We start from the raw sequence: 24,709 nt of genomic DNA, 5'->3' as shown, positions 1-24,709 counted from the left end.
TTAATTTATTTATTGACATTTATAAGTTTTAATATTATATTAATAGAAAACAGAAAGGAAATGAATGCATGAAAAAGATTATCAGCCGCTGTCCCGTGTGCAGGAATGACCTGGCCGTCACAAGACTCAAATGTAACTCCTGCAATACCATCATTGAAAATAATTTCAGACTCAGCAAATTTGATTATCTTTCAGACGAAGATCTGTATTTTACAGAGACTTTTATCCGCTGCCGTGGAAATATCAAAGAGGTTGAGAAGACGCTCGGCATATCCTATCCCACGGTCCGGTCCAAACTGGACACAGTGATCAAAGAACTCGGTTATGAATCAGCTCCCGATGAACAGCCGGTTCAAAAAGAAGAAATTTTGAAAGCACTGGAAAACGGTGAAATAACAGCGGAACAGGCAATCGCACAGTTAAAATAGCATAGAAAAAGGAGTTTATCATGGATGAGAAATTAAGAATTTTAAAAATGGTTGAGGATGGAACGATCACGGCAGAGCAGGGAGCTGAACTGATGGCGGCTATGAATACGGAGACTCCTCCCCGGGAGCCGGTGTTAAAGAGAAACAGCTACGACAAAAAAATGTTCCGCATCATTGTAGACAGTGTTTCGGGTGACAAAGTAAACGTACAGTTCCCGGTGGGAGCCATCAAGAAGATATTAAAAGTGACCGGGAAACTTCCGATTCCGGAAAAAGATCTGGAAGGAGTTGATCTTTCCAGCATGATGGACGCTGTTTCCGAATGTCTGGACGACGAAATCGAAGGAGATTTTGTCAGCGTAGCCGCAGCGGACGGAACGACTGTAAGAGTCTTTGTAGACTGACAGGGTATCTCATATGAAAGTAAAAATCAGAACAAAAGGGGTACACCTGTCTATGCCGGTCCCGGTTTCTATGGTCGGTTTTGTCATAAGATTCATTCCAGACAGAATATTCGAAGACATGAAAAGTCGTACGCCGGGTCCTTACTGCAGCCTGATTTCAAAAGATATTATCTCTCTAGTATTGAGAGAATCCCTGGATCTTTTCAAGGAACATAAAGGCCTGGAAATCATTCATGTGGAAGCACCGGATGGCACCTTTGTGTCCTTAAAACTGTAAAAACGTCTCCTGGTCAGATATTTGAATTGACCAAGAGACGTTTCTTTTTTTATTGATTTCTGACTTTTTCAACCCAGGCGGCTAACTCCTCTTTTGAATGTTTTCCGTTGAGGATTTTCCCTTCTTTTATTACTGCGGCATCGGCACAGCTGCTCTTCAGTTTCTCCGCTGCCTTCCCGAATCCGCTTCCCCCTGAAGCGGCAAACAGCACAATGGTTTTTCCTCCAAAATCATAGCTCTCTAAAAATGTATTGACAATCGTCGGAGCCACATACCACCAAACCGGATATCCAAGAAAAATGAGATCATAGTTTTCAATTTCCGCACTTTGATCAGCGATTGCAGGCCGATAGGTCTGATCGCTCATCTCCACAGAACTGCGGGACTTTCTGTCCGTCCAGTTCAAATCATCTTTTGTATACGGAACTTCCGGCTTAATTTCATAAATATCTGCATGTGCTGCTTCTGCCAGCGCCTGGGCGGCCTTTTTAGTTGTGCCTGTTGCCGAAAAATAGGCAACTAATATTTTTTTATTCATTGTATCCCTTCTTTCTGGTCATTACCTGATAAAATTTGTCTGTTGGAATTCTTCCTTCTCAGGCAATCCATATGCTTCCTTTCCGAGCGCAATGCTTTTTATAAGAAAGGCCATATTTTTTGCCAAGGTTCTCATCGTCTGCAGCCCTTCTTCATCCTGTCGTGCCTCTCCGGGCTCTCTTCCGTGTATGCCGTTCCAGTATTGGCTGGATGCAACCGGCATTCCTGTGATCGTAAAATATTTATTCAGCTGATCAAATGCTGCCGATAAACCTCCTCGTCTTGCCGCCACGGCACACGCACCGACCTTCATGGTCTTATCAAATTGTGTGTTGTAAAACAGCCGGTCAAGAAAAGCACTCAGCGTGGCATTTGCCGAAGCATAGTAGACTGGACTGGCAGCCACCAGGCCATCACATTCTTCGAATTTCGGTGCTGTCTCATTGACGATATCATTAAATACACATTTCCCTTTTTCCGCACAGGAATTACAGGCCGCACAGCCTCTGATGTCCTTGTTTCCCACTTGGACTATCTCAGTTTTTATGCCCTCTTCCAAAAATATCTTTTCCATTTCATGCAGTGCCACATATGTATTCCCCTTTGAATGAGGACTTCCATTGATCATTAATACCTTCATCATAAAACCTCCTTTTATTATAGAATACTCCTTAGAGTTAACTCCATGTCAAGAATTTTTTGTCCCATAAATTACCACGCTCATTTTATCGAACATATGTTTTCTTCTCAGCGTCAGCTGTGTTATACTCAAGTCAGAAAGGAGTGTCATATTTATGGAGAAATCAATCTATTCATGTATTGATCTGAAAAGCTTTTATGCTTCAGTAGAAGCTGCCGAACGAAAGCTCGACCCGTTTAAGGAAAACCTCGTGGTCGCCGATCCGTCCAGAGGCCGGGGTGCCATATGCCTCGCCGTCACGCCGGCCATGAAATCTCTTGGAATCAAAAACCGCTGCCGTCTTTTTGAAATTCCGGAGACTGTGACATATATCACTGCAAAGCCGCGGATGAAGCTCTATATGGAATATTCCGCCCGGATCTACTCCATTTATTTAAACTATGTCAGCAAAGAAGATATCCATGTCTATTCTATTGACGAATGCTTTCTGGATTTCACACCTTATCTGCATACGTATGGAAAAACTCCGAAAGAAATGGCGGTCATGCTGATGGATGCTGTTCGCAGAGAAACCGGGATCTGTGCCACGGCAGGCATCGGCACAAACCTATTTCTGGCAAAGGTAGCCCTGGATATCACCGCAAAACATTCACCGGATCATATCGGTTATCTGGATGAAAAAGAATTTAAGAGGACCATCTGGCATCACCGCCCGATCACAGATATATGGAATATCGGAAAAGGCATCGCGGCCAGGCTCAGCCGTTATGGCATTTATGATCTTTACGGGACGGCACATATGGATGAAAAGCTTCTTTATAAAGAATTTGGTGTCAATGCAGAGTTTCTCATCGACCATGCCCACGGGCGGGAGCCGTGTACCATAAAAGAAATTCATGATTATGAGTCTAAAAGCCACTCTGTTTCTCAAAGCCAGATCCTTTTTGAAGATTATTCTTATGACAATGCTCTTCTGGTCCTCAAAGAGATGACAGATGCACTGGCTCTGGAACTCAGGAGCCGTCATCTGACAACCGATTCCATTTCCATGTCCGTCGCATACTCCAAAAGAGAACTTCCTCCATCCGGCGGCACCAGGAAACTTTCGGAGCGGACCGATTCCTATCGGGAACTCTCTCATGAATTTGAACGTTTTTATCACCAGACTGTACAGAGGGGCATTCCCATCCGCAAAATCTCTGTCGGTGCAAATCATGTGGAGGAGACTTCCTTTCGGCAGCTTCATCTGTTTTCAGATATGGAAAAAGATGAAAAGGAACAGCATCTGCAGGATGCCGTCCTTTCCATTAAGCATCGATTCGGAAAAAACGCCGTGGTGCGCGGAATGAGCCTGTGTGAAAAAGCAACTGCCAGAAAACGCAACACGCTAATCGGAGGCCACAATGAAAGCTGACCGTGCAAGACAATTTCTTCCGTTTGCCGCTTTACGAGGTTTTGATGAAATGCTTCGTGAGATAGAAAAGCAGTCAGTTCCAAAAAAAGAGTTGACGGAAGAAGAATTAAGACTTTTAAATGAAAAAATAAAGTTGATCGGCAAAGGATCAAATGTATGCATTGTTCATTACGAAAAAAGTGCATATACAGAGACAAAAGGAACAGTGTCTTTTATTGATCCGGTATTCCGCAGAATCTTCGTCGGAGAAAAGAGTATTTTCTTTGACAATATCCAAAGTATATCAGATCAATAGCTGGAGAATCATATTACTCCTCCTTTTGGCTGAATTTGACTGCTCCAAAAATCAGCCAGGCAATACCAATCAGCGTAATACCGATAGATACGCCTTCGGATACGCCAAAAATGAACTGCGAAGCATCGGACGTCATATGCTTTAACTGCATAGAAGGCATCAGACGTCCGATGAACAGCAGCAGCAAACCGATGCACACATCTTTCAGTGATCTTAAATGCTGGCAGCTTCCTAACATTGTTTTCATGTTCTGTTCACTGGCTTCCGGCAGCTGTGTACTCTCTATATCTTGGCCCGCCACAAGCTCGTTCAGTGTTATATGAAGGGCATCGCATAACTTCTCATGGAGTGACAGGTCAGGGAGACACTTTCCGTTCTCCCACTTTGATACAGCCTTATTTGTAATGCCAAGCAGTCCAGCCAGCTCAGCCTGTGTCAATCCCTGTGCTTTTCTTTTACATTTTATGTAATTTCCGATTTTTTGTATATCCATAACTGCCTCCTTGATACTGTTTATTGTACCTTAGATTTTCATGAAATACTATCTACCTGTGGTAGAATTCCGGCAGATAAAAGAAAAAAGAATGTGAAGTCCTTTAGAACTTACACATTCTTCTTCCTGACCGATATTATTTCGTCTTTCTTAGATTCCTTCAAAGATATCTAAGATTTCCTGCTTGGATTTCGCATGGGCTATCTTATCCACATTGTCAAGGTCGGAACATGTGACTGCAATCTTGCCGAGCATTTCAATATGTTCGTCATTTTTCCCTGCAATCCCTATGATCACATAAGCAGTCTGACCGTCATAGTCCACTCCGTCCGGAACTTGCAGCAGTGAGATCCCGGAGGACTTGATCCTCTCCTCTGACTTGCAGATACCGTGCGGAATTCCGACATGATTGCCAATATAAGTACAAGCTGCCTCTTCACGTTTCAGCATATCTTCCAGGTATTCCGGCTGAACATAGCCATTTTCAATCAGCACGCCGCCTGCTGCCCTGATTGCATCTTCTTTTGAATCCAGTTTCACATTGAGACGAATATTATTTTCATTAAACACTTTATTGCCTGCCATTTTAATTCCTCCAATTTTAAATTTATTTGCTGCTTATATATAGATTATATAAATTCTGCGTCCAAAAATCCATTTATTCCAGTGCTGTATTTATCAAAAATAAATTTGACAAAGTTATCACTGTCACGACAAGCCATGTTCCAAAAAACAGTCTTTGTCATGAGAATATATTACGCCTACCGACTGTAAATATGCATATATAATCGTTGTCCCCACGAATTTCATTCCCCTCTTCTTAAGGTCTTTTGATACAGCATCTGACAATTCAGAATGAGCCATCCCCCTTTCAAAAATCACCTTTCCGTCCGTCCAATGCCAGATATACTCTGAAAATGTACCGTATTCTCTCTGTATCTCCCGGAATATCTCTGCATTGTTTACCGCCGCTCTGATTTTCAGCTTATTGCGGATGATTCCCGGATTCTGCTGAAGTTCCAGCATCTTGTCTTCTGTATAAGCACATATTTTCTCTAAATCAAAATCGTCAAGAGCCTCACGGAATGCCTCCCGTTTATTCAGCACACATTCCCATGACAGCCCTGCCTGAAAGGATTCCAGGACCAGCATTTCAAATAATCTGTGATCATCATATACCGGGACACCCCATTCCTCATCATGATAGCGGATGTAAAGCTCATTCTTTGGATTTGCCCATGTACATCTCTGTTTCTTATCCGGCCATTCCATAAATTCTTCTCCTTTAAAGAGCCGTTCCCTTTTTCGGAACAAACAGCTGTGACATATCTGCCCCTTCATGCTCAAGCAGTTTTATTTTGGCGGCAATGCCCCCTGCATATCCTGTCAGGCTTCCATTCGCCCCAACTACCCGGTGGCAGGGAATGATAATAGAAATGGGATTATGACTGACCGCCCCTCCGACTGCCTGGGCAGACATTCGTGTTCTGCCAGTCTTTGCAGCTATCTTCCCGGCAATTTCGCCGTAGGTCATCACCTTTCCATAGGGAATCTCCCGCAGAATTTCCCACACGCTTTGCCTGAATTCTCCGCCTTTCGGGCATAAAGGAAGCTCAGAAACGGAAGGCTTTTCCCCTGAAAAATACTGGTCCAGCCAGTCTTTTGTTGTTTTAAGCACGAAAAGACCGTCTTTTTTCTCCATTTCTCCTGAAAGGGTTCCTCCAAAATATTTCTGTCCTTCCATCCAAAGACCCACAATATGATCGCTGTCTGATGCAATGGTCAGCATCCCTAAAGGGGACTGATACTTCGTAAAAAAATACATGATTTCCTCCGATACAGAATTTTTTATCGTTCAGGCTTGTATATTCCGTAATTTCCTCTCTCTGTGTTCTTCACTTCATACAAAGCAGTGTCTGCATTTTGGTAAAGTTCCCGAAAAATCTTCCCGTCACGGGGGTAAAACACGACTCCCATGCTGCAGGACACCTCCCCTTTGTCTGTATATTTGCGCCGCAGCAGATGGCAGAGCATATTGATTCTCGGAATTACATCGTCCTCAGACCCGATGTTTCTCAATAAGACCATAAATTCGTCTCCGCCCATTCGGCCGCACAGATCACTTTCTCTCAAAAAACCATTTATAAAATGAGCCGTTTCCCGAATAACCTGATCTCCGAACGGATGTCCGTGGACATCATTGTGGGTTTTGAACCGGTCAATATCCAGCATAATCAGAGCATGTTTGTTTGCAGAGCCCTCTTCCCCTAAAATTCTTGTAACTTTTGCCACAAAAGTCTCTCTGTTGAGAAGTCCGGTCATGCCGTCGTGCTCTGTCTGGCTGCGGAGTTTCAGCTCTTCTCTTTTTTCTTTATCAATATCGAGAGTCATCATAAAGAGACGTACATTATCGCTGTAAGGATCAGCCAGGAGCAGAATAATGGCGCGTACCCAGAAGAGACTTCCATCCGGCCGCTTTCTTAAATAATCCATGGAGCCTCTCGTCTGGCCTTTATAATAACGGACCAGCAGCGAATCACGGTCAAAAAAGTCAGAAAACCTCTCAGCGTCCCCTTCATATACAAAATGATCGGCAATATATTGTACCGTCTGTGTATATTTTTTAAGCGGCCGCAGGTAATCCGGCGGAAGATCTCCGGCTTCTTCATCAAAGAGATCTTTCGTCAGGTTATATTCATAAAATCCAATGGTTTTTCCTTCCTGGGATTTGAAATACTGGCTCCATTTCTGGTAACTCAATTCCTTCTCCCGCTGCTCTGTCATATCCTCACAGGATATGACTGCCTTTTTTACATTTCCATTTTCATCATAAATAGAAGAAAACTTTGCTTCGTACCATCCGAAGGAACCGTTTTTTCTCCTCTTTTTGACTGCCGCATGTCCGTTTGGTTCACCCCGCAGGATAGCTTCATAAAATTCTAAGTACTCCTTCTTACAGGGGCCGTCAATAGCTCCGGATTTCACGATGCTGTAAGGGGCATCATCCACAACCGGCGGAAGGCCAAATTCATCTGCCGCGGCTTTTGGCTGATGGAGCTGTTTTTTCTCTGCATCATAAATATACATTAATTTATCTGTAAGCTGATAGGCAATCCTGCTCTCTTCGCTGCTGATGCGCAGTTTTTCCTCCATCTCCTTCCTGTCGGCAATGTCGACCAGAGCACAAGTCATGCGGTCCGGCTGTTCCTGATCATAAAAAACACCGGACCAGCAGCCACATTAATTTCCCGGAGCTGTGTTCGTAGCGGTACTCCAGCTGAAACTCCCTGTCCCCATTCCGGATATGCTGAAACACTTCCCTTTTGATATATAAATAATCTGATTCGGGAAGTATAAACTTGGCATTTGAAAATCCCTTTTCTTTAGCACTTTGGGGTGTATATCCATAAATCTTATAGTAAAATTGATTTGCATATAGCATTGTCAAGTCAGTATCCAGAAGGACCTGGCATATTCCGCAGGGTACTGTATCTAATATCTTACTATAGTCTAATACTGCTTCCAACTAAACTGCTCCCCTCTTCACAATGCAGACAAAGCCTGTCTGTAAAGTGTTTATTTTTTGAGTATAGCAAAATATGGAGAAAAAAGCAATGAAGCGTCCTTCACATGATTTCCCCATACTTTCATTTTTCTGCCGATAAAAATAAGACTGTATCTGTTATGTACGATTCAAACCCGGTAAATCCAGCAGATTCAAAAAATAATCGCAGTTCTTTTTGGCTGTACACCCTCACATCACCTTTATTGGAAAAGGGAAATACCAGCGTGTTGGCAAGACACCGCACCACCGGAGAATAAAACGGTTCTGCAATAAAAACTTTTCCATGACTCTTTAATACCCGCATACATTCGCCGGCAAAGGTCCGGGGATTCTCAAAATGATGGAACGCGCAGGATACCGTAATAACATCCATACTCTCATTTTCAAAGCCGAGAGGCGCACAGGGGCCAACTGTAAATGTACAGTCCGGGTACCTTTCTCTGGCAGACGCAATCATATTTTCAGAAATGTCTACACCAAAGGCATTAACTCTCGCCTTTTTGGAGAGTTCTCCAGCAGATATCCATTGCCGCAGGCAACGTCCAGTATATTATCTCCATCTCTGAGCTCCGCCTTTTTTATAATCTCTTTTTTATGGGATCTTGTATAATGCCCCTCCGGGCCAAAGTCATATTCCCACGCCATCTCATTGTATATTTTATGAGACTGTTCTGTCTTTTTCCCCAAATTCATTCCTCCGAGTATGTTGTATCATACCTCATCTAATTTATTTCTGCTTTCAGCAGTGAATACATCCTCATATCGATAACTTTACCATTTTTCACGGCATTATTTCTCAATGTTCCCTCATATTGAAAACCGGCTTTTTCGAGTACCCGGCATGATGCGGCATTGTATGCAAACGGCTCAGCATAGATACGGATCATATCGCTTTTATCAAAAACATAGGCACAGATTTGTTTTACAGCCTCAGTCATGATTCCTTTGCCCCAATATTCTTCTGCTATATAATAGCCCAGCTCACCAGTCTGTCTGTGTATGTTCTCCTGACGGAATACTCCAATACTGCCGACCACTTTGCTGTCTGCTGTGACAGCAAAGGCAAAAGTTTGATCTTCGTCTGCAGAAAGCACATCCATTATATATGCTGTTCCATCTTTCTCAGTGTAAGGGTAAGGCAGTCCGTCCCGAAGATTATTTTGTATCTTTGTATTAGACAGAGCAGCCGCTAAATCTTCTGCATCCGATAACTTCCACTTCCTTATTTTACAAATCATTTTTATCTGCCTCCTTGGTATGGTTGCACAGCATTGGGACCTTTTCTCTAATTTAAATTCAAAGTGGTGAATCTGTCAAGGTAATCCCAAATATCTTCAAAATTTCAACAAATTAATCAATCATTTTATTTATTTTAGAGGAAAATTAAATTTTAAAGAATATATACAGCCTGATTCAGAGTCAAATGGAGAGTGTGATTGTATATCATCTACCTACCAAATAGATTTTAAATTATTGAAAAGTACAACAAGACTACATGCTTCACGAGAATTATCAGAACTTATGTAAATTTACTTAATGCTAAGAAAAATATATTCTTCCTTTTCCCGTATGAGTTTTCTTTTGTAAAACGTTATAACTTTCGATATGTTTTAAATAATATTAGAATTGCCTTAGAAAAAGATTTTTAGGAGTCAAATATATACAGAGAAAAATATTGCCATGGTTATGATACTTATATTGCATATATTTATTCAATAGTAAAACATATAGTATATTGTATGATTATGTATACTAACTAAAATACTCTTGAGCTTAATTCCTCGATTACCAAAAAAAGGATCGTTGTTATACAACGATCCTTTTGTCCAGTCTACACTGATAATGGTAATTCAATCACTCTGGGATTAGTTTCCCATCTGCTTTGCCACTTCCTCAGCAAAGTTTTCTTCTTTCTTTTCGATTCCTTCGCCTGTCTCAAAACGGATGAATCCTTTGATGGCAATCTTCGCAGAATTAGCTTTTGCTACTTCTTCTACATATTTTCCAACAGACTGTTTTCCGTCTTCAGCCTTTACATAAGCCTGATCTAAAAGACAAACTTCTTTTAATTCTTTGTTCAGACGTCCGATGATCATCTTCTCGATGATATTGTCCGGCTTGTCTGGATTTTCATTCTTAGCCTGAGCCTTTAAGATTTCTGTTTCATGATCGATATAATCTTTGGAAACTTCATCTCTGCTTGTATATTTCGGCATGATAGCAGCTACCTGCATAGCTACGTTTTTGCCCATTTCTTTGATATCGTCATTGACAACATCTGTCTCAACTTCTACTAGTACGCCGATCTTTCCGCCTGCGTGGATATAAGAAGCAACGAATCCGTCTGCTGATTCCATCTGTGCAAATCTGCGGATATTTAAGTTCTCACCGATGATGGCAATTTTTCCGTCTAATACTTCTTTTACAGTCTTTCCAGCTTCTGCTTTAGATTCTTCTGCCAAGAAAGCTTCGATGTCTGCCGCACCTGTTGTGAGGGCCTGATCGGCAACCTCTGCAACATAAGTCTGGAACTGTTCGTTCTTAGCAACGAAGTCAGTCTCAGAGTTTACTTCCACGATAGCAGCTTTCTTTCCGTCATCAGAAAGTTTTGTAGCTACTAATCCCTCTGCAGCAATACGTCCGGCTTTCTTTTCAGCCTTTGCAAGTCCCTGCTCTCTTAAGTGCTCAACAGCTGCTTCCATATTTCCATCGGTAGCGTTTAATGCCTTTTTACAGTCCATCATTCCCGCACCGGTTTTTTCTCTTAATTCTTTTACCATTCCTGCTGTAATAGCCATGATTTTTCCTCCAAATAAATCTTATTCTTCTGCAGCTTCCTCTTCTGCTTCCACATCAGCAGCATCCATTCCCTGGTTTGCTTCAACAACAGCATCAGCCATTGCAGATGTGATCAATTTGACTGCACGGATTGCATCATCATTTCCTGGGATGATATATTCTAAATCTTCCGGGTCACTGTTTGTATCAGCGATACCTACCAGAGGAATTCCCAATGTATGTGCTTCCTGAACACAGATATTTTCTTTTTTAGGATCTACAATGAAGATCATATCCGGAATTTCGTTCATCTCTTCGATTCCGCCTAAGTTCTTCTGTAATTTGTCCATTTCTTTTCTAAGTTCTAATACTTCTTTCTTCGGAAGAACTTCAAATGTCCCGTCTTCTTCCATCTTTTTGATCTTCTTTAAACGGTCGATACGGCTTCTGATGGTCTTGAAGTTTGTAAGCATTCCGCCTAACCATCTCTGGTTTACATAGAACATTCCGCAGCGCTCTGCTTCAGTCTTGATAGAATCCTGAGCCTGTTTCTTTGTTCCCACGAATAAAATCTTTCCGCCTTCTGCAACACACTCTTTTACTGCGTTGTATGCATCGTCTACCATGCCTACGGATTTCTGAAGGTCGATGATGTGGATTCCGTTACGCTCTGTGTAAATGTACGGAGCCATTTTAGGATTCCATCTTCTTGTCTGATGTCCGAAATGAACACCTGCTTCTAATAACTGTTTCATTGAAATAACGCTCATAAAAAATCTCCTTTGGTTATGCTTCCACCATTGTCATTATCCCGGCAAACCTTTCGGCACCTACCGGAATTCCAACGGCGTGTTTATTTTTACCTTTGACAGTATAGCACATCTGTTTTACACAATGCAAGAAAAACTTCGCAATTTAAGCCTAGATACGCCCGGCACGGTTTAATTCGTCAAAAATCAGGTCATTTACAACTTTGATATAGGTCCCTTTCATACCGGAAGACCGGGACTCGATGACTCCTGCACTCTCCAGCTTTCTCAGTGCATTGACGATGACTGATCGGGTAATGCCGAAACGGTCGGCAATCTTGCTGGCAACCAAAATGCCCTCGCTGCCGTTCAGTTCATCAAAAATGTGATGAACCGCTTCCAGTTCCGTAAAGGAGAGAGTTCTGAAGGCAGATTCGATAATATTCTGCTTTCTGCGTTCACTCTCCATCTCTTCACTGACAGAACGCATCATCTCCAAACCAACGACTGTGGTTCCATATTCAGCCAATATGATATCATCGATCGTATAGTCATCTTCCATCCGGTACATAAACAGTGTGCCAAATCTCTCTCCCGCAATATCGATCGGAGAGATAATACCGCGGTAGCGGTGGATGTCACTCTCAAAACCGAGTGTCTGGAGATTTACATTCTCCTTCGTGGACAAGATTGTCAGCAGACGCTCATTTAAGTCCGTGTCAATATAATCCCCGATTTTACCGCTGATCATCTCTTCGATGGGATCTATATTCTCTGAATTTTGAATTCCTAAGATCTTTCCCTTTTTGCTGATAACGATCACATTGGAATCCATAACCTCCATCAGAACCTGACAGATGTCATTGAAAACGACTTTTTGTGAATTGTTGTTATGCAGTAATTTATTTATCTTCCTGGTTTTATCTAATAATTGTACACTCATAGCTACTCCTTATTTTTCGTAACTTCTTCCTCTTTCGGCAGATCACATACATATCCGCAGTGTTCGTCTGAACAAACCAGTTTCTTTCCTTTTTCCACCATATACTTTCCGCAGCGCTCACACTTGACGGTAGAAGGCTTCTGCCATGACATAAATTCGCATTCCGGGTTATCCTCACATCCGTAGTATTTCCGGCCCTTCTTGGTTTTTTTCAGGACGACTTCCTTTCCGCACAGCGGACATGGAACTCCAATCTTTTCAAAATGAGGCTTTGTGTTTCGGCAGTCAGGGAATCCCGGACAGGCCAGGAATTTCCCATACGGCCCGTATTTCACAACCATGTTGCGTCCGCACTGGTCACAGACTACATCGGTCACTTCATCCTCGATGGTCACCTGCTCCAGCTCTTTTTCTGCGGCCTCCACGGCTTCTTTCAGATCCGGATAGAAGTTTTCCACCACTGATTTCCAGTGGACCTTGCCTTCCTCCACCATATCTAAAAGTGCCTCCATCGTGGCGGTAAAATGCACATCCACAATAGACGGGAATGCCTTTTTCATCATGGTATTGACCGCTTCTCCAAGCTCCGTCATATACAGATTCTTCTTTTCCTTAACCACATACCTTCTGGCAATGATCGTCGATATGGTAGGAGCATACGTACTCGGCCGTCCGATACCCTGTTCTTCCAGGGTGCGGACAAGGGTTGCTTCCGTGTAGTGGGCCGGCGGCTGTGTAAAATGTTGTTTATGGTCAAACTCTTTTAACTTCAGTTCCGTGGAAGTATCAATACTTTTCAGTATGACATTTCCTTTTGATTTCTCATTGTCGATGTTGTACACAGTCAAAAATCCGTCAAAAACGATCTTGGATGCGGAGGCATTGAAACGGTATCCGTTGGCATCGATCTTTACGGATGTGGTCTCATACTTGGCTGCACTCATGCGGCTCGCCATAAACCGGTTCCAGATCAGCTGATAAAGCCTGAACTGGTCTCTGGAAAGCTGTTCTTTCAGGCTCGCCGGAGTATTTTCGATGTAAGTTGGACGAATCGCTTCATGGGCATCCTGTACATTTTTGCCGTCCTTTTTTGAAACTTGTCCGTTTCCGACAAAATCACTTCCATAAGTTTCGGAGATAAACTCTCTGGCATTTTTATCTGCCTCTTCCGAAATCCTTGTGGAGTCTGTACGAAGATAAGTAATCAATCCCACGGTGCCTTTCCCTTTAATGTCCACACCTTCATACAGCTGCTGGGCAATCCTCATGGTCTTTGCTGTCGGAAAATTCAGTTTGCTGGATGCATCCTGCTGCATCGTGCTGGTCGTAAACGGAAGCGGTGCTTTCTTGATACGCTCCCCTGTCTTTACGCTGTCAACATGAAACTCGGCTCCTTCCAATTCCGCAAGGATCTTGTTCAGCTGTTCTTCATTCTTAATCTCGATTTTCCCGTCTTTGTCACCGGCAAACTTGGCCTCCAGAGGCTTTTTGCTCCCTTTCACATTCAGGAAAGCATCCAGTGACCAGTATTCTTCCGGTATGAAAGCGCTGATCTCTTCTTCCCGGTCACAGATCAGGCGAAGAGCCACAGACTGTACCCGTCCTGCGCTCAATCCCCTCTTGATCTTTGCCCATAAAAGAGGACTGATCTTATACCCCACAATCCGGTCCAGGACACGCCTCGCCTGCTGGGCATCCACCAGGTCCATGTCAATCTCTCTCGCATGCTTTAAGGATTCCTTGACTGCATTCTTGGTGATCTCATTGAATGTGATACGGCTGCATTTTTTGTTCTCCAGTTTCAGCGCATAATAAAGATGCCATGAAATTGCTTCCCCCTCCCGGTCAGGGTCAGTCGCGAGATAAACTTTATCGGCCTTCTTCACTTCTTTTCTCAGTGCCGCCAATACTTCTCCCTTGCCCCGGATCGTAATATATTTTGGTTCAAAATTATGTTCCAGGTCGATTCCCATCGTACTCTTGGGGAGATCCCTCACATGACCGTTGGATGCAATGACTGTATAATTTTTCCCTAAAAATTTATTGATCGTCTTTGCTTTCGCTGGTGATTCTACAATTACTAAGTATTTTGGCATTTTTGCACCTCTTAATTATATTTTTATTATGTAATAATTTTTCAGTATTTCCTCTGCCAACCCCTGCCTCTTTAAATAGTATAAGGATGTCACAGTCTCTGTGACCGGCAGTCTTGCCTCCGAAGCTATCTGTTCCAGGCATTTGGGTTCCAAACTCAAAACATCATACACCATTTTTTCACCTCTAGCAAGTGAATTTTTATCAAATTGACAGACATTATGTGAAAATACTCTGAATTTTGGAAATTCATTTAAGATATCTTCGGGACCGGAAACCAGCTTGGCGCCTTGCTGGATCAGGCGGTGGCAGCCCCTTGATACATCACTCGTCACATTGCCCGGAAGTGCAAAAATTTCTTTATTTTGTTCCAATCCGCAGTCCGCTGTGATCAGAGATCCGCTTTTCTCTCTGGCCTCTACTACAAAGATTCCGTCGGAAAGTCCGCTGATGATCCTGTTCCTCTGCGGAAAGAGAAAAGAAAACGGCTCTACACCGGGACCATACTCAGAATAGATCACCCCCTGTTTCTCCACATCGGCGAAGAGTTTTTGATGAACTTTCGGATAGATCCGGTCAATCCCGCATCCCAAAACACCTGCCGTCGGCGCGCCTGCATCCAGGGCTCCCCTGTGAGAAGCTCCGTCGATTCCCCTGGCCATGCCGCTGACGATCAGAACACCTCTCCCGGACAGCTCCTTCGCAAAATATCCTGCCATCTCTCTTCCATATAAAGTACAGGATCTGGCCCCTACCATTGCGATGACCAGCCTTGATTCTCTCGGCCTGCCTTTTCTAAAAATCCCGAACGGATAGTCATAAATCTGTTTAAGCCGCTGCGGATAATCGGGTTCTTTCCATATAATATAGTCTGTTTTCTGCTTTTTTAACTCCTCGTACTTCTTACAGATATAAGATTCATCTCTTGTCTCAAGAAAAAGCCGGTACTGTCTTTTATTAAGAAATGATTTTGCAGTCTCTTCATTAAGTTTCCTGAGTTCTTCCGGGTGAAGAACGGCAGAAAGAATCTTACCCTGCGTCTTCCGGTTTATCTCAAGAAGCGACGTAAACCAAAACCACGAAAGCTTTTCATTCATACCCCACAGCCTCCGATAAAAACTCCATATTGCGCAGAGACAGTGCCTCTATAAGATGTCCCTCTCCTATCCCGCTTTGCTGCTCCATTCCGGCAATCGTTTTTGCTGTCCTCACAATCTTATGAATACCCCGCATTGAAATATGATGTTTCTTTTGTTCTTCTTTCAAAATTTTTTGGCTTTCTTTATTCAGAGGACAAATTTTTTCTATATCCTCTCCCTGTATCTGACTAAAATAAGAATACGGAGTATCCGAGAGTTCTCTCTGTTCCTCCCTGATATGCTCTAAGACCCTGCTGCGGATAACAGCCGAAGTTTCCGTCTCAGCGTCCATTTTCTTTGCCTCCTGTCCAACTGTAAGGATCAGGTCAAAACGGTCCAGTACGGGACCGGAAAGTCTGTGATAATAGGACCGCTTTTGACCCGCGCTGCACCGGCATGCCTCCGGAGTGAAGCTGTTGCCGCATGGACACGGGTTCATGGCCGCTGCAAGTAAAAAGTCCGCAGGCATGGTATAGTCTCTCCCAAGCCTGTTTAAAATAATCTGCTTATCTTCCAGTGGCTGTCTCAGTGCTTCAATGCATTTGGCGTCAAACTGTGCCAGTTCATCCAAAAACAGCACACCTTTGTGGGCAAGTGTGATCTCTCCGACTTTTGGAACCGCTCCCCCACCGATCAGCGCTCCTCTGGATATGGAAGAATGGGGTTTTCGGAAAGGCGGGCAAAAATCCCCTGCATCCCTGTGGATTCCTGCCGCCTGATAGAGAGCCTGCACCTCCAGGTATTCGTCCTCAGATAAACTATTCATAATAGAAGGAATCCGTTCCAGGGCCATAGTTTTGCCGCATCCCGGAGCTCCGATCAGAAGAATGTGATGTCTCCCGGTCACGGCGATCTCCAGAGCTCTTTTTAAGAGAGGCTGCCCTTTTATTTCCGAAAAATCAAGACACTGGCTGTTTAGAATTATCCTTTTTTTCTGAAAATGGTATGGAAGCACACACCCGTTTCTGAAATAGTCCACAGCATCGGAGAGATGTTTTACCGGAACCAATTCCACATCTTTCATATATACAAGAGATTCCATATCATCATAGGGAACCATAAACCGCCGGATGCCCTGCTTTTTTCCTTCCATGATGATGGGCAGGCACTGTCTGATCCCATGGACACTGCCGTCCAGTCCCAGCTCTCCCAGGAGGCAGATAGGCGGTTCTTTAGTAAATGGAATATAGTTGAGACCGGCCATAACGGCCGCTGCGATGGGAAGATCAAATGCAGTTCCTGTCTTTCTGATATCGGCAGGAGATAGATTAACGGTAACTTTCATCGGAGGGAGCGGACAGCCCAGAGCCCGCAGCGCGGATTCCACCCTGTGCCTGGATTCTTTTGCTTCATTAGAAAGGCGGCCTACCATAGTAAAGTATGGGAGACCGCTTCTTAATTCCGCTTCGACCTGAATGATACAGCCTGCGGCGCCTGAGACAATGCCGCTTAGCATCGAACAAAACATAAAGCCTCCTTCTTTCCCGGAAGCCTCTCAGCTAACAATATACTGTATCTTATCATATTTTCTAAATTTTTACAACTATTTCAGCAATTTTTTTAGTTCACTCATAAAGGTGTTCACATCTTTGAACTCTCTGTATATAGCGGCAAATCTTACATATGCCACCTCATTCAGTTCCTTCAGCTTGTCCATGACGATCTCTCCGATCAGGGAACTCTCCACCTCGCGCTGTCCGAGATTATAGATCTTTGTCTCGATCTCATCTACGATCTGATCGATCTGTCCCATGGATATAGGCAGTTTGTGGCAGGACTGTACGATACCCGCCTTGATCTTGGAGCGGTCATACATCTGTCTGGTCTTGTCCTTTTTGATCACAGACAGCGGTTCTGTCTCGATCTTTTCATAGGTCGTGAAACGCTTGCTGCAGTCGTCACACTGTCTTCTTCTCCTTATGGAGTTATTGTCTTCCGAATGTCTGGAATCAATGACTCTGGAATTTTCACTTCCGCAATAAGGGCACCTCATTTTTCTACCTCCCGGGCTATGCTTTTCTTTGTACTCTTTTGAGAGGCAGATCATGTCTGCCTCAAGATTTTCCATTCGTTAAAGGAAGTATATCATTTTTTCCAGATCACTTCAAACATTCTTTTTCATTAATATCCACCAATACAGTGTCACAGCCGATTCGAATGATCTTCTTATATGGAATATAATAAAACTCACCTTTTGTAAAGCACAGGATCTTTGTCGCTTTTGGAACGATCAGGCATAAAATCTGACCTGACGCCGGGTCAAACTCCAGATCGATGACACATCCCAGTTTATCTCCGGTCCGGCAGTTGATCACATCCTTTTCCCTTAACTCTAAAAACTTCATGAAACGCCACCCCAGAAAAATAGTTATAATAGTGTATGCACCAGGAAATAAAGTGTGACAAAAAGGCTGTATCCTCCAGTCAGATACAGCCTAATGATCTTTCTATCATTCACTTTATTATACCGTAATGATTTTTTTCGGACACTTTTTGGCACAGAGTCCGCAGTTGACACATTTCTCATAATCAATATGAGCAATATTATTTTCTACCGTAATCGCTCCAAGCTTACATTCCTTCGCACAAAGTCCGCAGCCGATGCATCCGGCTTTGCACACAGACATGACGTCTTTTCCCTTGTCTTTAGAATTACACTGTACTAAATGTTTCTTGTCATAAGGAACCAGTTCAATGAGTCCCTTCGGGCAGATATCGGTACATTTTCCGCAGCCGATGCACGCTTCTTTGTCAACATAGGCAATCCCGTTGACGATGGAAATTGCATTCTCAGGGCAGACCTGAGCGCAGCTTCCGAATCCCATACATCCGAAAGAGCAGGCCTTCGGCCCTTCTCCGGGCACATTCATCGCTTCCACACAGCTCATCTGTCCTGTATATTCGTATTTATTTGATGCTTTCTCACAGGTTCCTGCACACTTTACGAATGCCACCTGTTTTACGAAATCACCGGCTTCCACACCCATGATGGCACCGATTTTTTCTGCCGCTGAAGGCCCGCCTACCGGACAGGCATTGACCGCAGCTTCTCCGTTTGCGATCGCTTTTGCAAGCCCGTCACATCCGGCGTATCCGCATCCTCCGCAGTTATTGCCGGGAAGTTCTGCTCGGACTGCTACTTCTTTTTCATTGACCGGAACCTTAAACTTCTCAGAAGCGATTCCTAAAAGAATAGCAATGACCAAACCAATTCCTCCGACCACGACGGCCGCGAGAATAATTGCTGTAATATCCATTTATGCTACCTCCCTATATGATTCCTGAGAATCCAAAGAAAGCGATAGCCATCAGACCTGCCGTGACAAGAGTGATCGGCATTCCTTTGAAAGATTCCGGGATGTTGTTGTATTCTAGTTTCTCGCGGATACCGGCCAAGATCACGATGGCGATGGTAAATCCGACAGCCACTCCAAATCCGTTGACTACACTGGTAATAAAGTTGTAATCATACTGAACGTTATTCAATGCAACACCGAGCACCGCACAGTTGGTAGTGATCAGCGGAAGATATACGCCTAAAGACTCATAGAGAGCCGGCATAGATTTCTTTAAAAACATTTCCACGAACTGCACCAATGCCGCAATGACAAGAATAAATGCTATCGTCTGAAGATATTCCAGATGAAACGGCACGAGTATGCCAGCATAAACGAAATAGGTAACCGCTGAGGCGATCGTGATGACGAAAATAACCGCAGCGCCCATTCCGCCGGCGGTCTCTACCTTCTTGGATACACCAAGGAAAGGACAAAGGCCTAAGAACTGGCTCAATACTACGTTATTAACTAATGCCGCACCGATTGCGACTAATAATAAATTTGACATTGTTCATCCCCCCTATTTGTCGTCCACACTGTTATCAAAAAACCGGCTTCCGCAGGCACCGTTTCCGCAGCTTGCACAGTCGCCGCATCCGGAAGCCTGAGACTCTCCTGCTTTTTTCGGTTTCTTGTTTCTTACCTTATTCTGAACTGCAACAAGGCAGGCCAGGACAAAGAATGCTCCGGGAGCCAGGATAAAGATCGTAATCGGCTCATAAGCAGCCGGCATGATCTTTGCGCCAAAGATCGTACCTGCACCGAGGAGTTCACGGAAGGCTCCGATCACAGTCAGTGCAACAGTAAATCCAAGGCCCATTCCGACACCGTCGAAGAAAGAGAGCACTGCCCCGTTCTTAGATGCAAAGGATTCTGCGCGTCCCAGGATAATACAGTTTACTACGATCAAAGGAATGTAGATTCCAAGGCTTGCATTCAGTGACGGCACATATCCCTGCAAAAGGAACTGCACTACCGTTACGAGAGATGCAATAATGACAATATAGCCCGGAATACGGACTCTGTCAGGTATAATATTTCTCATGAGTCCAATGATCAGATTGGAAAACATTAAAACGGCCGTAGTGGAAAGTCCCATTCCTGCCCCGTTGATGGCGGATGTGGTTACCGCGAGGGTAGGACACATACCGAGCATTAAGACGAAAGTAGGATTTTCTTTGACAATACCGTTGATCAAACGTTCTATCGGATTACTTTTCATCTCAATTACCTCCTTTCAATGTATCCATTAAAGCAACACAGCTGTTGACTCCGCTTGTCACCGCACGGCTGGTGATCGTAGCGCCGCTGATGGCATCGACCTTTGCGTCGTCGCTCTTGCCGGAACCGTCTTTTACGACTTCAAACTGCTTTGCTTTTTTATTGTTAAAGTTGCTCTTGAACTCCTCTTCTTTTGCCTTCATACCAAGGCCCGCGGTCTCATTGATCGTCAGAGTCTCATATCCGTTGACCGTACCGTCATTTTTGACGCCGACAGAGAGAGTGATATCTCCGCCGTATCCGTCAGGGTTTGTCACGGAGAATACATATCCAAGACCTTTTCCGTCCTTATCTACTGCTTTGGCAATCTCACTGACCGTATTCTGGCCCAGATTCTTTGCCTTTAAAGCTTTGTTTATCTCTTTTTTATCAAGTTTCACTGCCTCAAAACGGTCTGCGTCTTTGAACACAGCCTTGTATGCTTCCTGTTTTGTCTTTTCTTCCTGCTTTGCAATCGGATCTTTGGTCACGTTGTAAACGAATCCAAGGATCAGTCCGGCAGCCAGAGTGATGATAAATAATTTAATACAGTCATTTACTAAACTTTTATTCATTGTCTTTGCCTCCTTTTGCCTTCACAATTCCAAACGGAGTCGGAACCGTAATCTTTTCAATCAGAGGAACAACCAGGTTCGCAATGATAATAGAGTAAGAAACTCCCTCTGCCATCGGTCCGAACAGTCGGAAAATACCGGTCAGCAGTCCGCAGAGGACGCCGAAGATGATCTTTCCTCTGGAAGTGATCGGTGAAGTTACATAGTCCGTTGCCATGAAGATCGCACCGAGCATCAAACCGCCGGAAAAAATCTCAGACGCCATGTAGGTGAGATCGAAGCCATGTCCTCCAAAAAGCAGTACGAAGACAGCCACCGTCGCCACATAGATGCATGGGATCAGCGGTGAGATCACTTTCTTTAATACCAGGTAGGCTCCTCCCAGGAGGAGAAGGACGGCGGATGTCTCTCCGATCGTTCCGGGGATGAATCCTGTAAAGACACTTCCCAGGTCTACACTCTTTCCCGCCTTCAGCAGTGCAAGAGGAGTCGCAGTGGTGACACCGTCATATGTAAATGTTGTCATTCTTGCCGCGAAAGAGATCATCAGAAAACAGCGGGCTCCCAATGCCGGGTTCATAAAATTCTGTCCCAGGCCGCCGAAAACCTGTTTTACGACAATGATGGCAAACAGGCCGCCCAGCACCGGCATCCATAAAGGAACACCTGCCGGCAGGTTCAGTGCAAGCAGGAGTCCGGTCACAGCCGCGCTCAGATCGCTTACCGATACTTTTTGTTTCATTAACTTCTGATATATATACTCAGCAGCCACACAGGTGACAATGGAGACCGCAATGGTCACAGCCGCAGATGCACCGAAGATATAGATACCAAAAACTGTGGCCGGGAGTAATGCAAGGATTACATCCAGCATAATGCTTTGTGTTGAGCTTTTGTCCCTTACGTGCGGGTTTGCTGAAACACGATATAATGTTTCGTTCATATGTACCTCTCCTTTACTTCTTTCTACGATTTGCCAAGACCTGTTTGCGTCCTGTCTTCATTGACTGTGCCAGGTTTCTCTTCGCCGGACAGATAAAAGAACAGCATCCGCATTCCACACACTCATCGCCATGGAGAGCTTCAAATGCTTCAAAGTTATTGTTATCTGCCAGTACGGACAGTCTCGCCGGCATTAACTTCTGAGGACAGACGCTGACACATCGCCCGCAGTTGATACAGTTGCTCGGCTCTACGGCAGACACCGGGTCCTTTGTAAATGCCAGCAGAGAAGAAAATGTTTTGACTGCCGGAACATCAGTAGTAAACATAGCCATTCCCATCATCGGACCTCCGGAAATCACCTTTTCAGGCTGCCCCTTAAATCCGCCGGCTGCTTCGATCAGCTCGCTGACATTCGTTCCGGTGCGCACTAAAAGATTCTTCGGACTTTCTATGGCGTCTCCTGTCACTGTCACAACACGCTGAAATAAAGGTTTCCCTTCTTTTACTGCGTCCTTCACAGCAACAATTGTTGCCACGTTGTCCACAATACATCCTGCATCTGCCGGAAGCATGCTGGAATTGATGGCTCTTCCCGTTGTCGCATAGATCAGGGAACGCTCTGCTCCCTGCGGATATTTTGTCTTCAGCTCCGCAACCGAAATCCTTGCATCCCCTTTGACACAATCGCTGACTTTTGCAATGGCATCTTTTTTATTATCTTCCACTGCGATGATCCCTTTTGCTTTCGGGAATAAGTCCAGAACAATGTTCAGCCCTTCCACGAGGACTTCCGGAGTCTCCATCATGATCCTGTAATCTCCGGTTATGTAAGGCTCACACTCCGCACCATTGACAATGATGTACTCGATGGCATCCGGATCTTTCGGAGCCAGCTTCACATGAGTAGGGAAACCTGCTCCTCCGAGTCCGACGATTCCTGCGTCTTTGATCGCAGCGAGAACCTCGTCTCTGGTCATATCCTGATACGGCTTTGCCTGAAACTCCGCTTCTTTGAATTCTCCGTCGTTTTCTATTACAATCGCATTTACTTTCGCTCCGGCGGGAGTCACTCTCGGCTCAATCGCTTTCACCGTACCCGAAACAGAGCTGTAAATATTGGCTGACACAAAACCGCCTGCCTCTGCAACCTTCTGTCCCGCCAGTACCTGATCACCTTTTTGTACGATCGGTTTCGCAGGTGCCCCGATGTGCTGGCCGACAGGTAAAACAACATCTCCTTTCGGCAGATATTCGGTGATCGGGGAATTTTTTGCGTATTCTTTCCCGTCATCCGGATGAACTCCGCCGCTAAATGTAAACAATGCCATTTTTAAGCCTTCCTTTCTCTTTTCTTAAATTTCCATATCTTTAATGATAAATTGTTTAGCATGCAAAATCAACTTTCGACATTTTTTTCACAAACGAAATCCCACAAAATAACATACATCTCACTAAAATCTTTTCATTCTTTCACTTTATTCAACTTTTTGCACAGAAAAAGAAACAATGCCGGGTTCTATATGTGAATTAATTGTCAATCTAAAAGGAGTCCCCGATTCTGAGAACTCCCTCTTTGAAGTTTTATCTAATGCCTGATCTGTCCATTGCCATAAATAATAAATTTGGTAGTCGTCAGTGCATCGAGTCCCATAGGTCCCCTTGCGTGAATCTTTTGAGTGCTGATTCCGATCTCTGCACCAAAGCCGAACTCGAATCCGTCTGTGAACCTCGTGGAAGCATTCACATAGACCGCAGCCGCGTCGATCTTCTCCAGAAACTCCTGGGCATGAGAATAGGAATCTGTGACGATCGCCTCGGAATGTTTTGTGTTGTAGCGGTTGATATGTTCTACCGCCTCATCAAAGCTGTCCACAACCTTTATCGAGATAACAGCATCCAGATATTCCGTGCCCCAGTCTTCTTCCGCCGCTTTCATCACCCGGTCACTGACTACCATGACTCTCTCGTCTCCTCTGACCTGCACTCCCTTTTGGAGCAGAGCCTCTACGATAGCCGGAAGATGGGTCTGTACAACATCTTTATGTATGACCAGAGACTCACATGTATTGCAGGTTCCGAGCCTTTGAGTCTTTGCGTTGACCACGATGTCGACAGCCATTTTCGGATCTGCATACTGATCGATGTAAGTGTGGCAGTTTCCGGTTCCCGTCTCAATCACGGGAACTGTGCTGTTTTTCACGACGCTCCGGATCAGTCCGGCTCCTCCTCTTGGAATAAGGACATCAATATATTCCGTCATCTGCATCATCTTTGTGGCAGTTTCACGGCTGGTATCTTCCAGGAGCTGGATGCTGAATACCGGCATCTTTTTCTTGTCTAAAGATTCCTGGAGAACTTTCGCAATCGCGAGATTGGAGTGAATGGCATCGCTTCCGCCGCGGAGCAGACAGGCGTTTCCTGTTTTAAAGCAGAGAGCAAACGCATCCGCAGTAACATTGGGCCGGGATTCATAGATGATTCCTACAACACCCAGAGGAACGACTTTCTTTCCGATCAGCAGTCCGCTTTTATTGGGCTTCATCTCAGTGACTGCCCCAATGGGATCTTCCAGATCCGCCACCTGTCTGAGTCCTTCTGCCATGCCTTCGATCCTGTCTACCGTCAAAGTCAGCCGGTCCACCAGTGCCTCTGACATCCCGCGCTCCATGGCAGCTTTCACGTCTTTCACATTCTCCGAAAGAATATAATTCTGATTTGTCACAAGCTGGTCTGCCGCTTCCCTGAGCAGCTCGTTTTTGTCATTCATGGATACCTGCGCCAGAACGACCGACGCTTCTTTTGCCTGTCTTCCTAATTGTTCTAACATAACAACCT

31 protein-coding genes are annotated in these 24,709 nt (G+C 44.4%); 5 read left to right on the top strand and 26 right to left on the bottom strand.

Annotated elements, in window-relative coordinates:
- Positions 1-68 precede the first annotated feature (68 nt).
- From DWV34_RS16540 to DWV34_RS16530, 3 genes are read left to right on the top strand one after another with little or no spacing between them, the layout of a single operon-like run.
- Entirely contained in the window at positions 69-428 is a 360-nt protein-coding gene (locus DWV34_RS16540) for a DUF2089 domain-containing protein (protein ID WP_009289763.1), read from the top strand.
- Positions 429-448: 20 nt separating this feature from the next.
- Entirely contained in the window at positions 449-832 is a 384-nt protein-coding gene (locus tag DWV34_RS16535) for an SHOCT-like domain-containing protein (RefSeq protein ID WP_006567131.1), read from the top strand.
- A gap of 13 nt (positions 833-845) precedes the next feature.
- Entirely contained in the window at positions 846-1,109 is a 264-nt protein-coding gene (locus tag DWV34_RS16530; RefSeq protein WP_009289764.1) for a hypothetical protein, read from the top strand.
- Between the two features lie 49 nt (positions 1,110-1,158).
- Here DWV34_RS16530 and DWV34_RS16525 read toward each other — a convergent pair whose 3' ends face one another.
- Together DWV34_RS16525 and DWV34_RS16520 are read right to left on the bottom strand one after the other, a co-directional pair.
- Positions 1,159-1,647 carry a flavodoxin gene (locus DWV34_RS16525; protein WP_118476720.1) on the bottom strand — a complete coding sequence of 163 codons (489 nt, stop codon included), beginning with the start codon at positions 1,645-1,647 and terminating at the stop codon, positions 1,159-1,161.
- 21 nt (positions 1,648-1,668) lie between these two features.
- The gene (locus tag DWV34_RS16520; protein WP_118476719.1) at positions 1,669-2,289 is read right to left on the bottom strand and encodes a flavodoxin family protein; all 621 of its coding nucleotides are present in this window, start codon (positions 2,287-2,289) and stop codon (positions 1,669-1,671) included.
- A 151-nt stretch (positions 2,290-2,440) separates the two neighbouring features.
- On the opposite strand from DWV34_RS16520, the gene DWV34_RS16515 reads away from it, so the two are divergent.
- A complete protein-coding gene (locus tag DWV34_RS16515; RefSeq protein ID WP_009289766.1) occupies positions 2,441-3,700 on the top strand; it encodes a Y-family DNA polymerase in 1,260 nt (419 codons plus the stop codon).
- Positions 3,690-3,995 (top strand): YolD-like family protein, encoded by a 306-nt coding sequence (locus tag DWV34_RS16510; RefSeq protein ID WP_009289767.1) that lies wholly within the window; start codon positions 3,690-3,692, stop codon positions 3,993-3,995. The genes DWV34_RS16515 and DWV34_RS16510 overlap by 11 nt, the downstream gene beginning before the upstream one ends.
- A 13-nt stretch (positions 3,996-4,008) precedes the next feature.
- Here DWV34_RS16510 and DWV34_RS16505 read toward each other — a convergent pair whose 3' ends face one another.
- The 24 genes from DWV34_RS16505 to DWV34_RS16400 form a co-directional block, all read right to left on the bottom strand.
- The gene (locus DWV34_RS16505) at positions 4,009-4,488 is read right to left on the bottom strand and encodes a helix-turn-helix domain-containing protein (RefSeq protein WP_006567137.1); all 480 of its coding nucleotides are present in this window, start codon (positions 4,486-4,488) and stop codon (positions 4,009-4,011) included.
- Between the two features lie 150 nt (positions 4,489-4,638).
- Positions 4,639-5,073 (bottom strand): PTS sugar transporter subunit IIA, encoded by a 435-nt coding sequence (locus tag DWV34_RS16500; protein ID WP_006567138.1) that lies wholly within the window; start codon positions 5,071-5,073, stop codon positions 4,639-4,641.
- Between the two features lie 123 nt (positions 5,074-5,196).
- The gene (locus DWV34_RS16495) at positions 5,197-5,760 is read right to left on the bottom strand and encodes a DNA-3-methyladenine glycosylase I (RefSeq protein ID WP_118476718.1); all 564 of its coding nucleotides are present in this window, start codon (positions 5,758-5,760) and stop codon (positions 5,197-5,199) included.
- Positions 5,761-5,773: 13 nt separating this feature from the next.
- Positions 5,774-6,313: a methylated-DNA--[protein]-cysteine S-methyltransferase gene (locus DWV34_RS16490; RefSeq protein WP_118476717.1), complete on the bottom strand. Its 540-nt coding sequence runs from the start codon at positions 6,311-6,313 to the stop codon at positions 5,774-5,776.
- Between the two features lie 23 nt (positions 6,314-6,336).
- Positions 6,337-7,641 (bottom strand): sensor domain-containing diguanylate cyclase, encoded by a 1,305-nt coding sequence (locus DWV34_RS16485; protein WP_225103674.1) that lies wholly within the window; start codon positions 7,639-7,641, stop codon positions 6,337-6,339.
- A gap of 58 nt (positions 7,642-7,699) precedes the next feature.
- The gene (locus DWV34_RS17790; RefSeq protein WP_022261274.1) at positions 7,700-8,014 is read right to left on the bottom strand and encodes a PAS domain-containing protein; all 315 of its coding nucleotides are present in this window, start codon (positions 8,012-8,014) and stop codon (positions 7,700-7,702) included.
- Between the two features lie 121 nt (positions 8,015-8,135).
- Positions 8,136-8,522: a class I SAM-dependent methyltransferase gene (locus tag DWV34_RS16480; RefSeq protein WP_330361344.1), complete on the bottom strand. Its 387-nt coding sequence runs from the start codon at positions 8,520-8,522 to the stop codon at positions 8,136-8,138.
- A 2-nt stretch (positions 8,523-8,524) separates the two neighbouring features.
- Positions 8,525-8,740, bottom strand: coding sequence for a hypothetical protein (locus DWV34_RS17785; protein ID WP_022261272.1), 216 nt, complete (start codon positions 8,738-8,740; stop codon positions 8,525-8,527).
- Positions 8,741-8,775: 35 nt separating this feature from the next.
- Positions 8,776-9,291 carry a GNAT family N-acetyltransferase gene (locus DWV34_RS16475; RefSeq protein ID WP_009289772.1) on the bottom strand — a complete coding sequence of 172 codons (516 nt, stop codon included), beginning with the start codon at positions 9,289-9,291 and terminating at the stop codon, positions 8,776-8,778.
- A 627-nt stretch (positions 9,292-9,918) separates the two neighbouring features.
- Entirely contained in the window at positions 9,919-10,851 is a 933-nt protein-coding gene (tsf, locus tag DWV34_RS16470) for a translation elongation factor Ts (RefSeq protein WP_006567144.1), read from the bottom strand.
- A 21-nt stretch (positions 10,852-10,872) separates the two neighbouring features.
- Positions 10,873-11,601, bottom strand: coding sequence for a 30S ribosomal protein S2 (gene rpsB, locus DWV34_RS16465; RefSeq protein WP_009289773.1), 729 nt, complete (start codon positions 11,599-11,601; stop codon positions 10,873-10,875).
- Positions 11,602-11,752: 151 nt separating this feature from the next.
- Positions 11,753-12,523 (bottom strand): GTP-sensing pleiotropic transcriptional regulator CodY, encoded by a 771-nt coding sequence (codY, locus tag DWV34_RS16460; protein ID WP_009289774.1) that lies wholly within the window; start codon positions 12,521-12,523, stop codon positions 11,753-11,755.
- Positions 12,524-12,525: 2 nt separating this feature from the next.
- Complete coding sequence (topA, locus tag DWV34_RS16455) at positions 12,526-14,619, bottom strand: type I DNA topoisomerase (RefSeq protein ID WP_006567147.1); 2,094 nt, start codon at positions 14,617-14,619, stop codon at positions 12,526-12,528.
- A 15-nt stretch (positions 14,620-14,634) separates the two neighbouring features.
- A complete protein-coding gene (gene dprA, locus DWV34_RS16450; RefSeq protein WP_006567148.1) occupies positions 14,635-15,714 on the bottom strand; it encodes a DNA-processing protein DprA in 1,080 nt (359 codons plus the stop codon).
- Entirely contained in the window at positions 15,707-17,224 is a 1,518-nt protein-coding gene (locus DWV34_RS16445; RefSeq protein ID WP_022260699.1) for a YifB family Mg chelatase-like AAA ATPase, read from the bottom strand. The genes dprA and DWV34_RS16445 overlap by 8 nt, the downstream gene beginning before the upstream one ends.
- A gap of 75 nt (positions 17,225-17,299) precedes the next feature.
- A complete protein-coding gene (gene nrdR, locus DWV34_RS16440; RefSeq protein WP_024727737.1) occupies positions 17,300-17,749 on the bottom strand; it encodes a transcriptional regulator NrdR in 450 nt (149 codons plus the stop codon).
- A 106-nt stretch (positions 17,750-17,855) separates the two neighbouring features.
- Positions 17,856-18,101 (bottom strand): YlmC/YmxH family sporulation protein, encoded by a 246-nt coding sequence (locus tag DWV34_RS16435; protein WP_006567151.1) that lies wholly within the window; start codon positions 18,099-18,101, stop codon positions 17,856-17,858.
- Positions 18,102-18,218: 117 nt separating this feature from the next.
- Positions 18,219-19,013: an RnfABCDGE type electron transport complex subunit B gene (locus DWV34_RS16430; protein ID WP_006567152.1), complete on the bottom strand. Its 795-nt coding sequence runs from the start codon at positions 19,011-19,013 to the stop codon at positions 18,219-18,221.
- A 13-nt stretch (positions 19,014-19,026) separates the two neighbouring features.
- Positions 19,027-19,602: an electron transport complex subunit RsxA gene (gene rsxA, locus DWV34_RS16425; RefSeq protein ID WP_006567153.1), complete on the bottom strand. Its 576-nt coding sequence runs from the start codon at positions 19,600-19,602 to the stop codon at positions 19,027-19,029.
- Between the two features lie 12 nt (positions 19,603-19,614).
- Positions 19,615-20,316, bottom strand: coding sequence for an electron transport complex subunit RsxE (gene rsxE / locus DWV34_RS16420; RefSeq protein ID WP_006567154.1), 702 nt, complete (start codon positions 20,314-20,316; stop codon positions 19,615-19,617).
- Between the two features lies 1 nt (position 20,317).
- Positions 20,318-20,929, bottom strand: coding sequence for an RnfABCDGE type electron transport complex subunit G (locus DWV34_RS16415; RefSeq protein ID WP_006567155.1), 612 nt, complete (start codon positions 20,927-20,929; stop codon positions 20,318-20,320).
- A complete protein-coding gene (locus DWV34_RS16410; protein WP_009289779.1) occupies positions 20,922-21,872 on the bottom strand; it encodes an RnfABCDGE type electron transport complex subunit D in 951 nt (316 codons plus the stop codon). Before DWV34_RS16410 ends, DWV34_RS16415 begins: the two co-directional genes overlap by 8 nt.
- Positions 21,873-21,885: 13 nt before the next feature.
- The gene (gene rsxC / locus DWV34_RS16405; RefSeq protein ID WP_009289780.1) at positions 21,886-23,202 is read right to left on the bottom strand and encodes an electron transport complex subunit RsxC; all 1,317 of its coding nucleotides are present in this window, start codon (positions 23,200-23,202) and stop codon (positions 21,886-21,888) included.
- A 257-nt stretch (positions 23,203-23,459) separates the two neighbouring features.
- Positions 23,460-24,701: a glutamate-5-semialdehyde dehydrogenase gene (locus tag DWV34_RS16400; RefSeq protein ID WP_118476716.1), complete on the bottom strand. Its 1,242-nt coding sequence runs from the start codon at positions 24,699-24,701 to the stop codon at positions 23,460-23,462.
- Between the last annotated feature and the right edge of the window lie 8 nt (positions 24,702-24,709).

This window comes from Anaerostipes sp. AF04-45, assembly GCF_003461725.1.
GTDB lineage: Bacteria > Bacillota > Clostridia > Lachnospirales > Lachnospiraceae > Anaerostipes > Anaerostipes caccae.
Note: the sequence above shows the minus strand (reverse complement) of the source record. Positions and strands in the feature narration are given on the sequence as shown.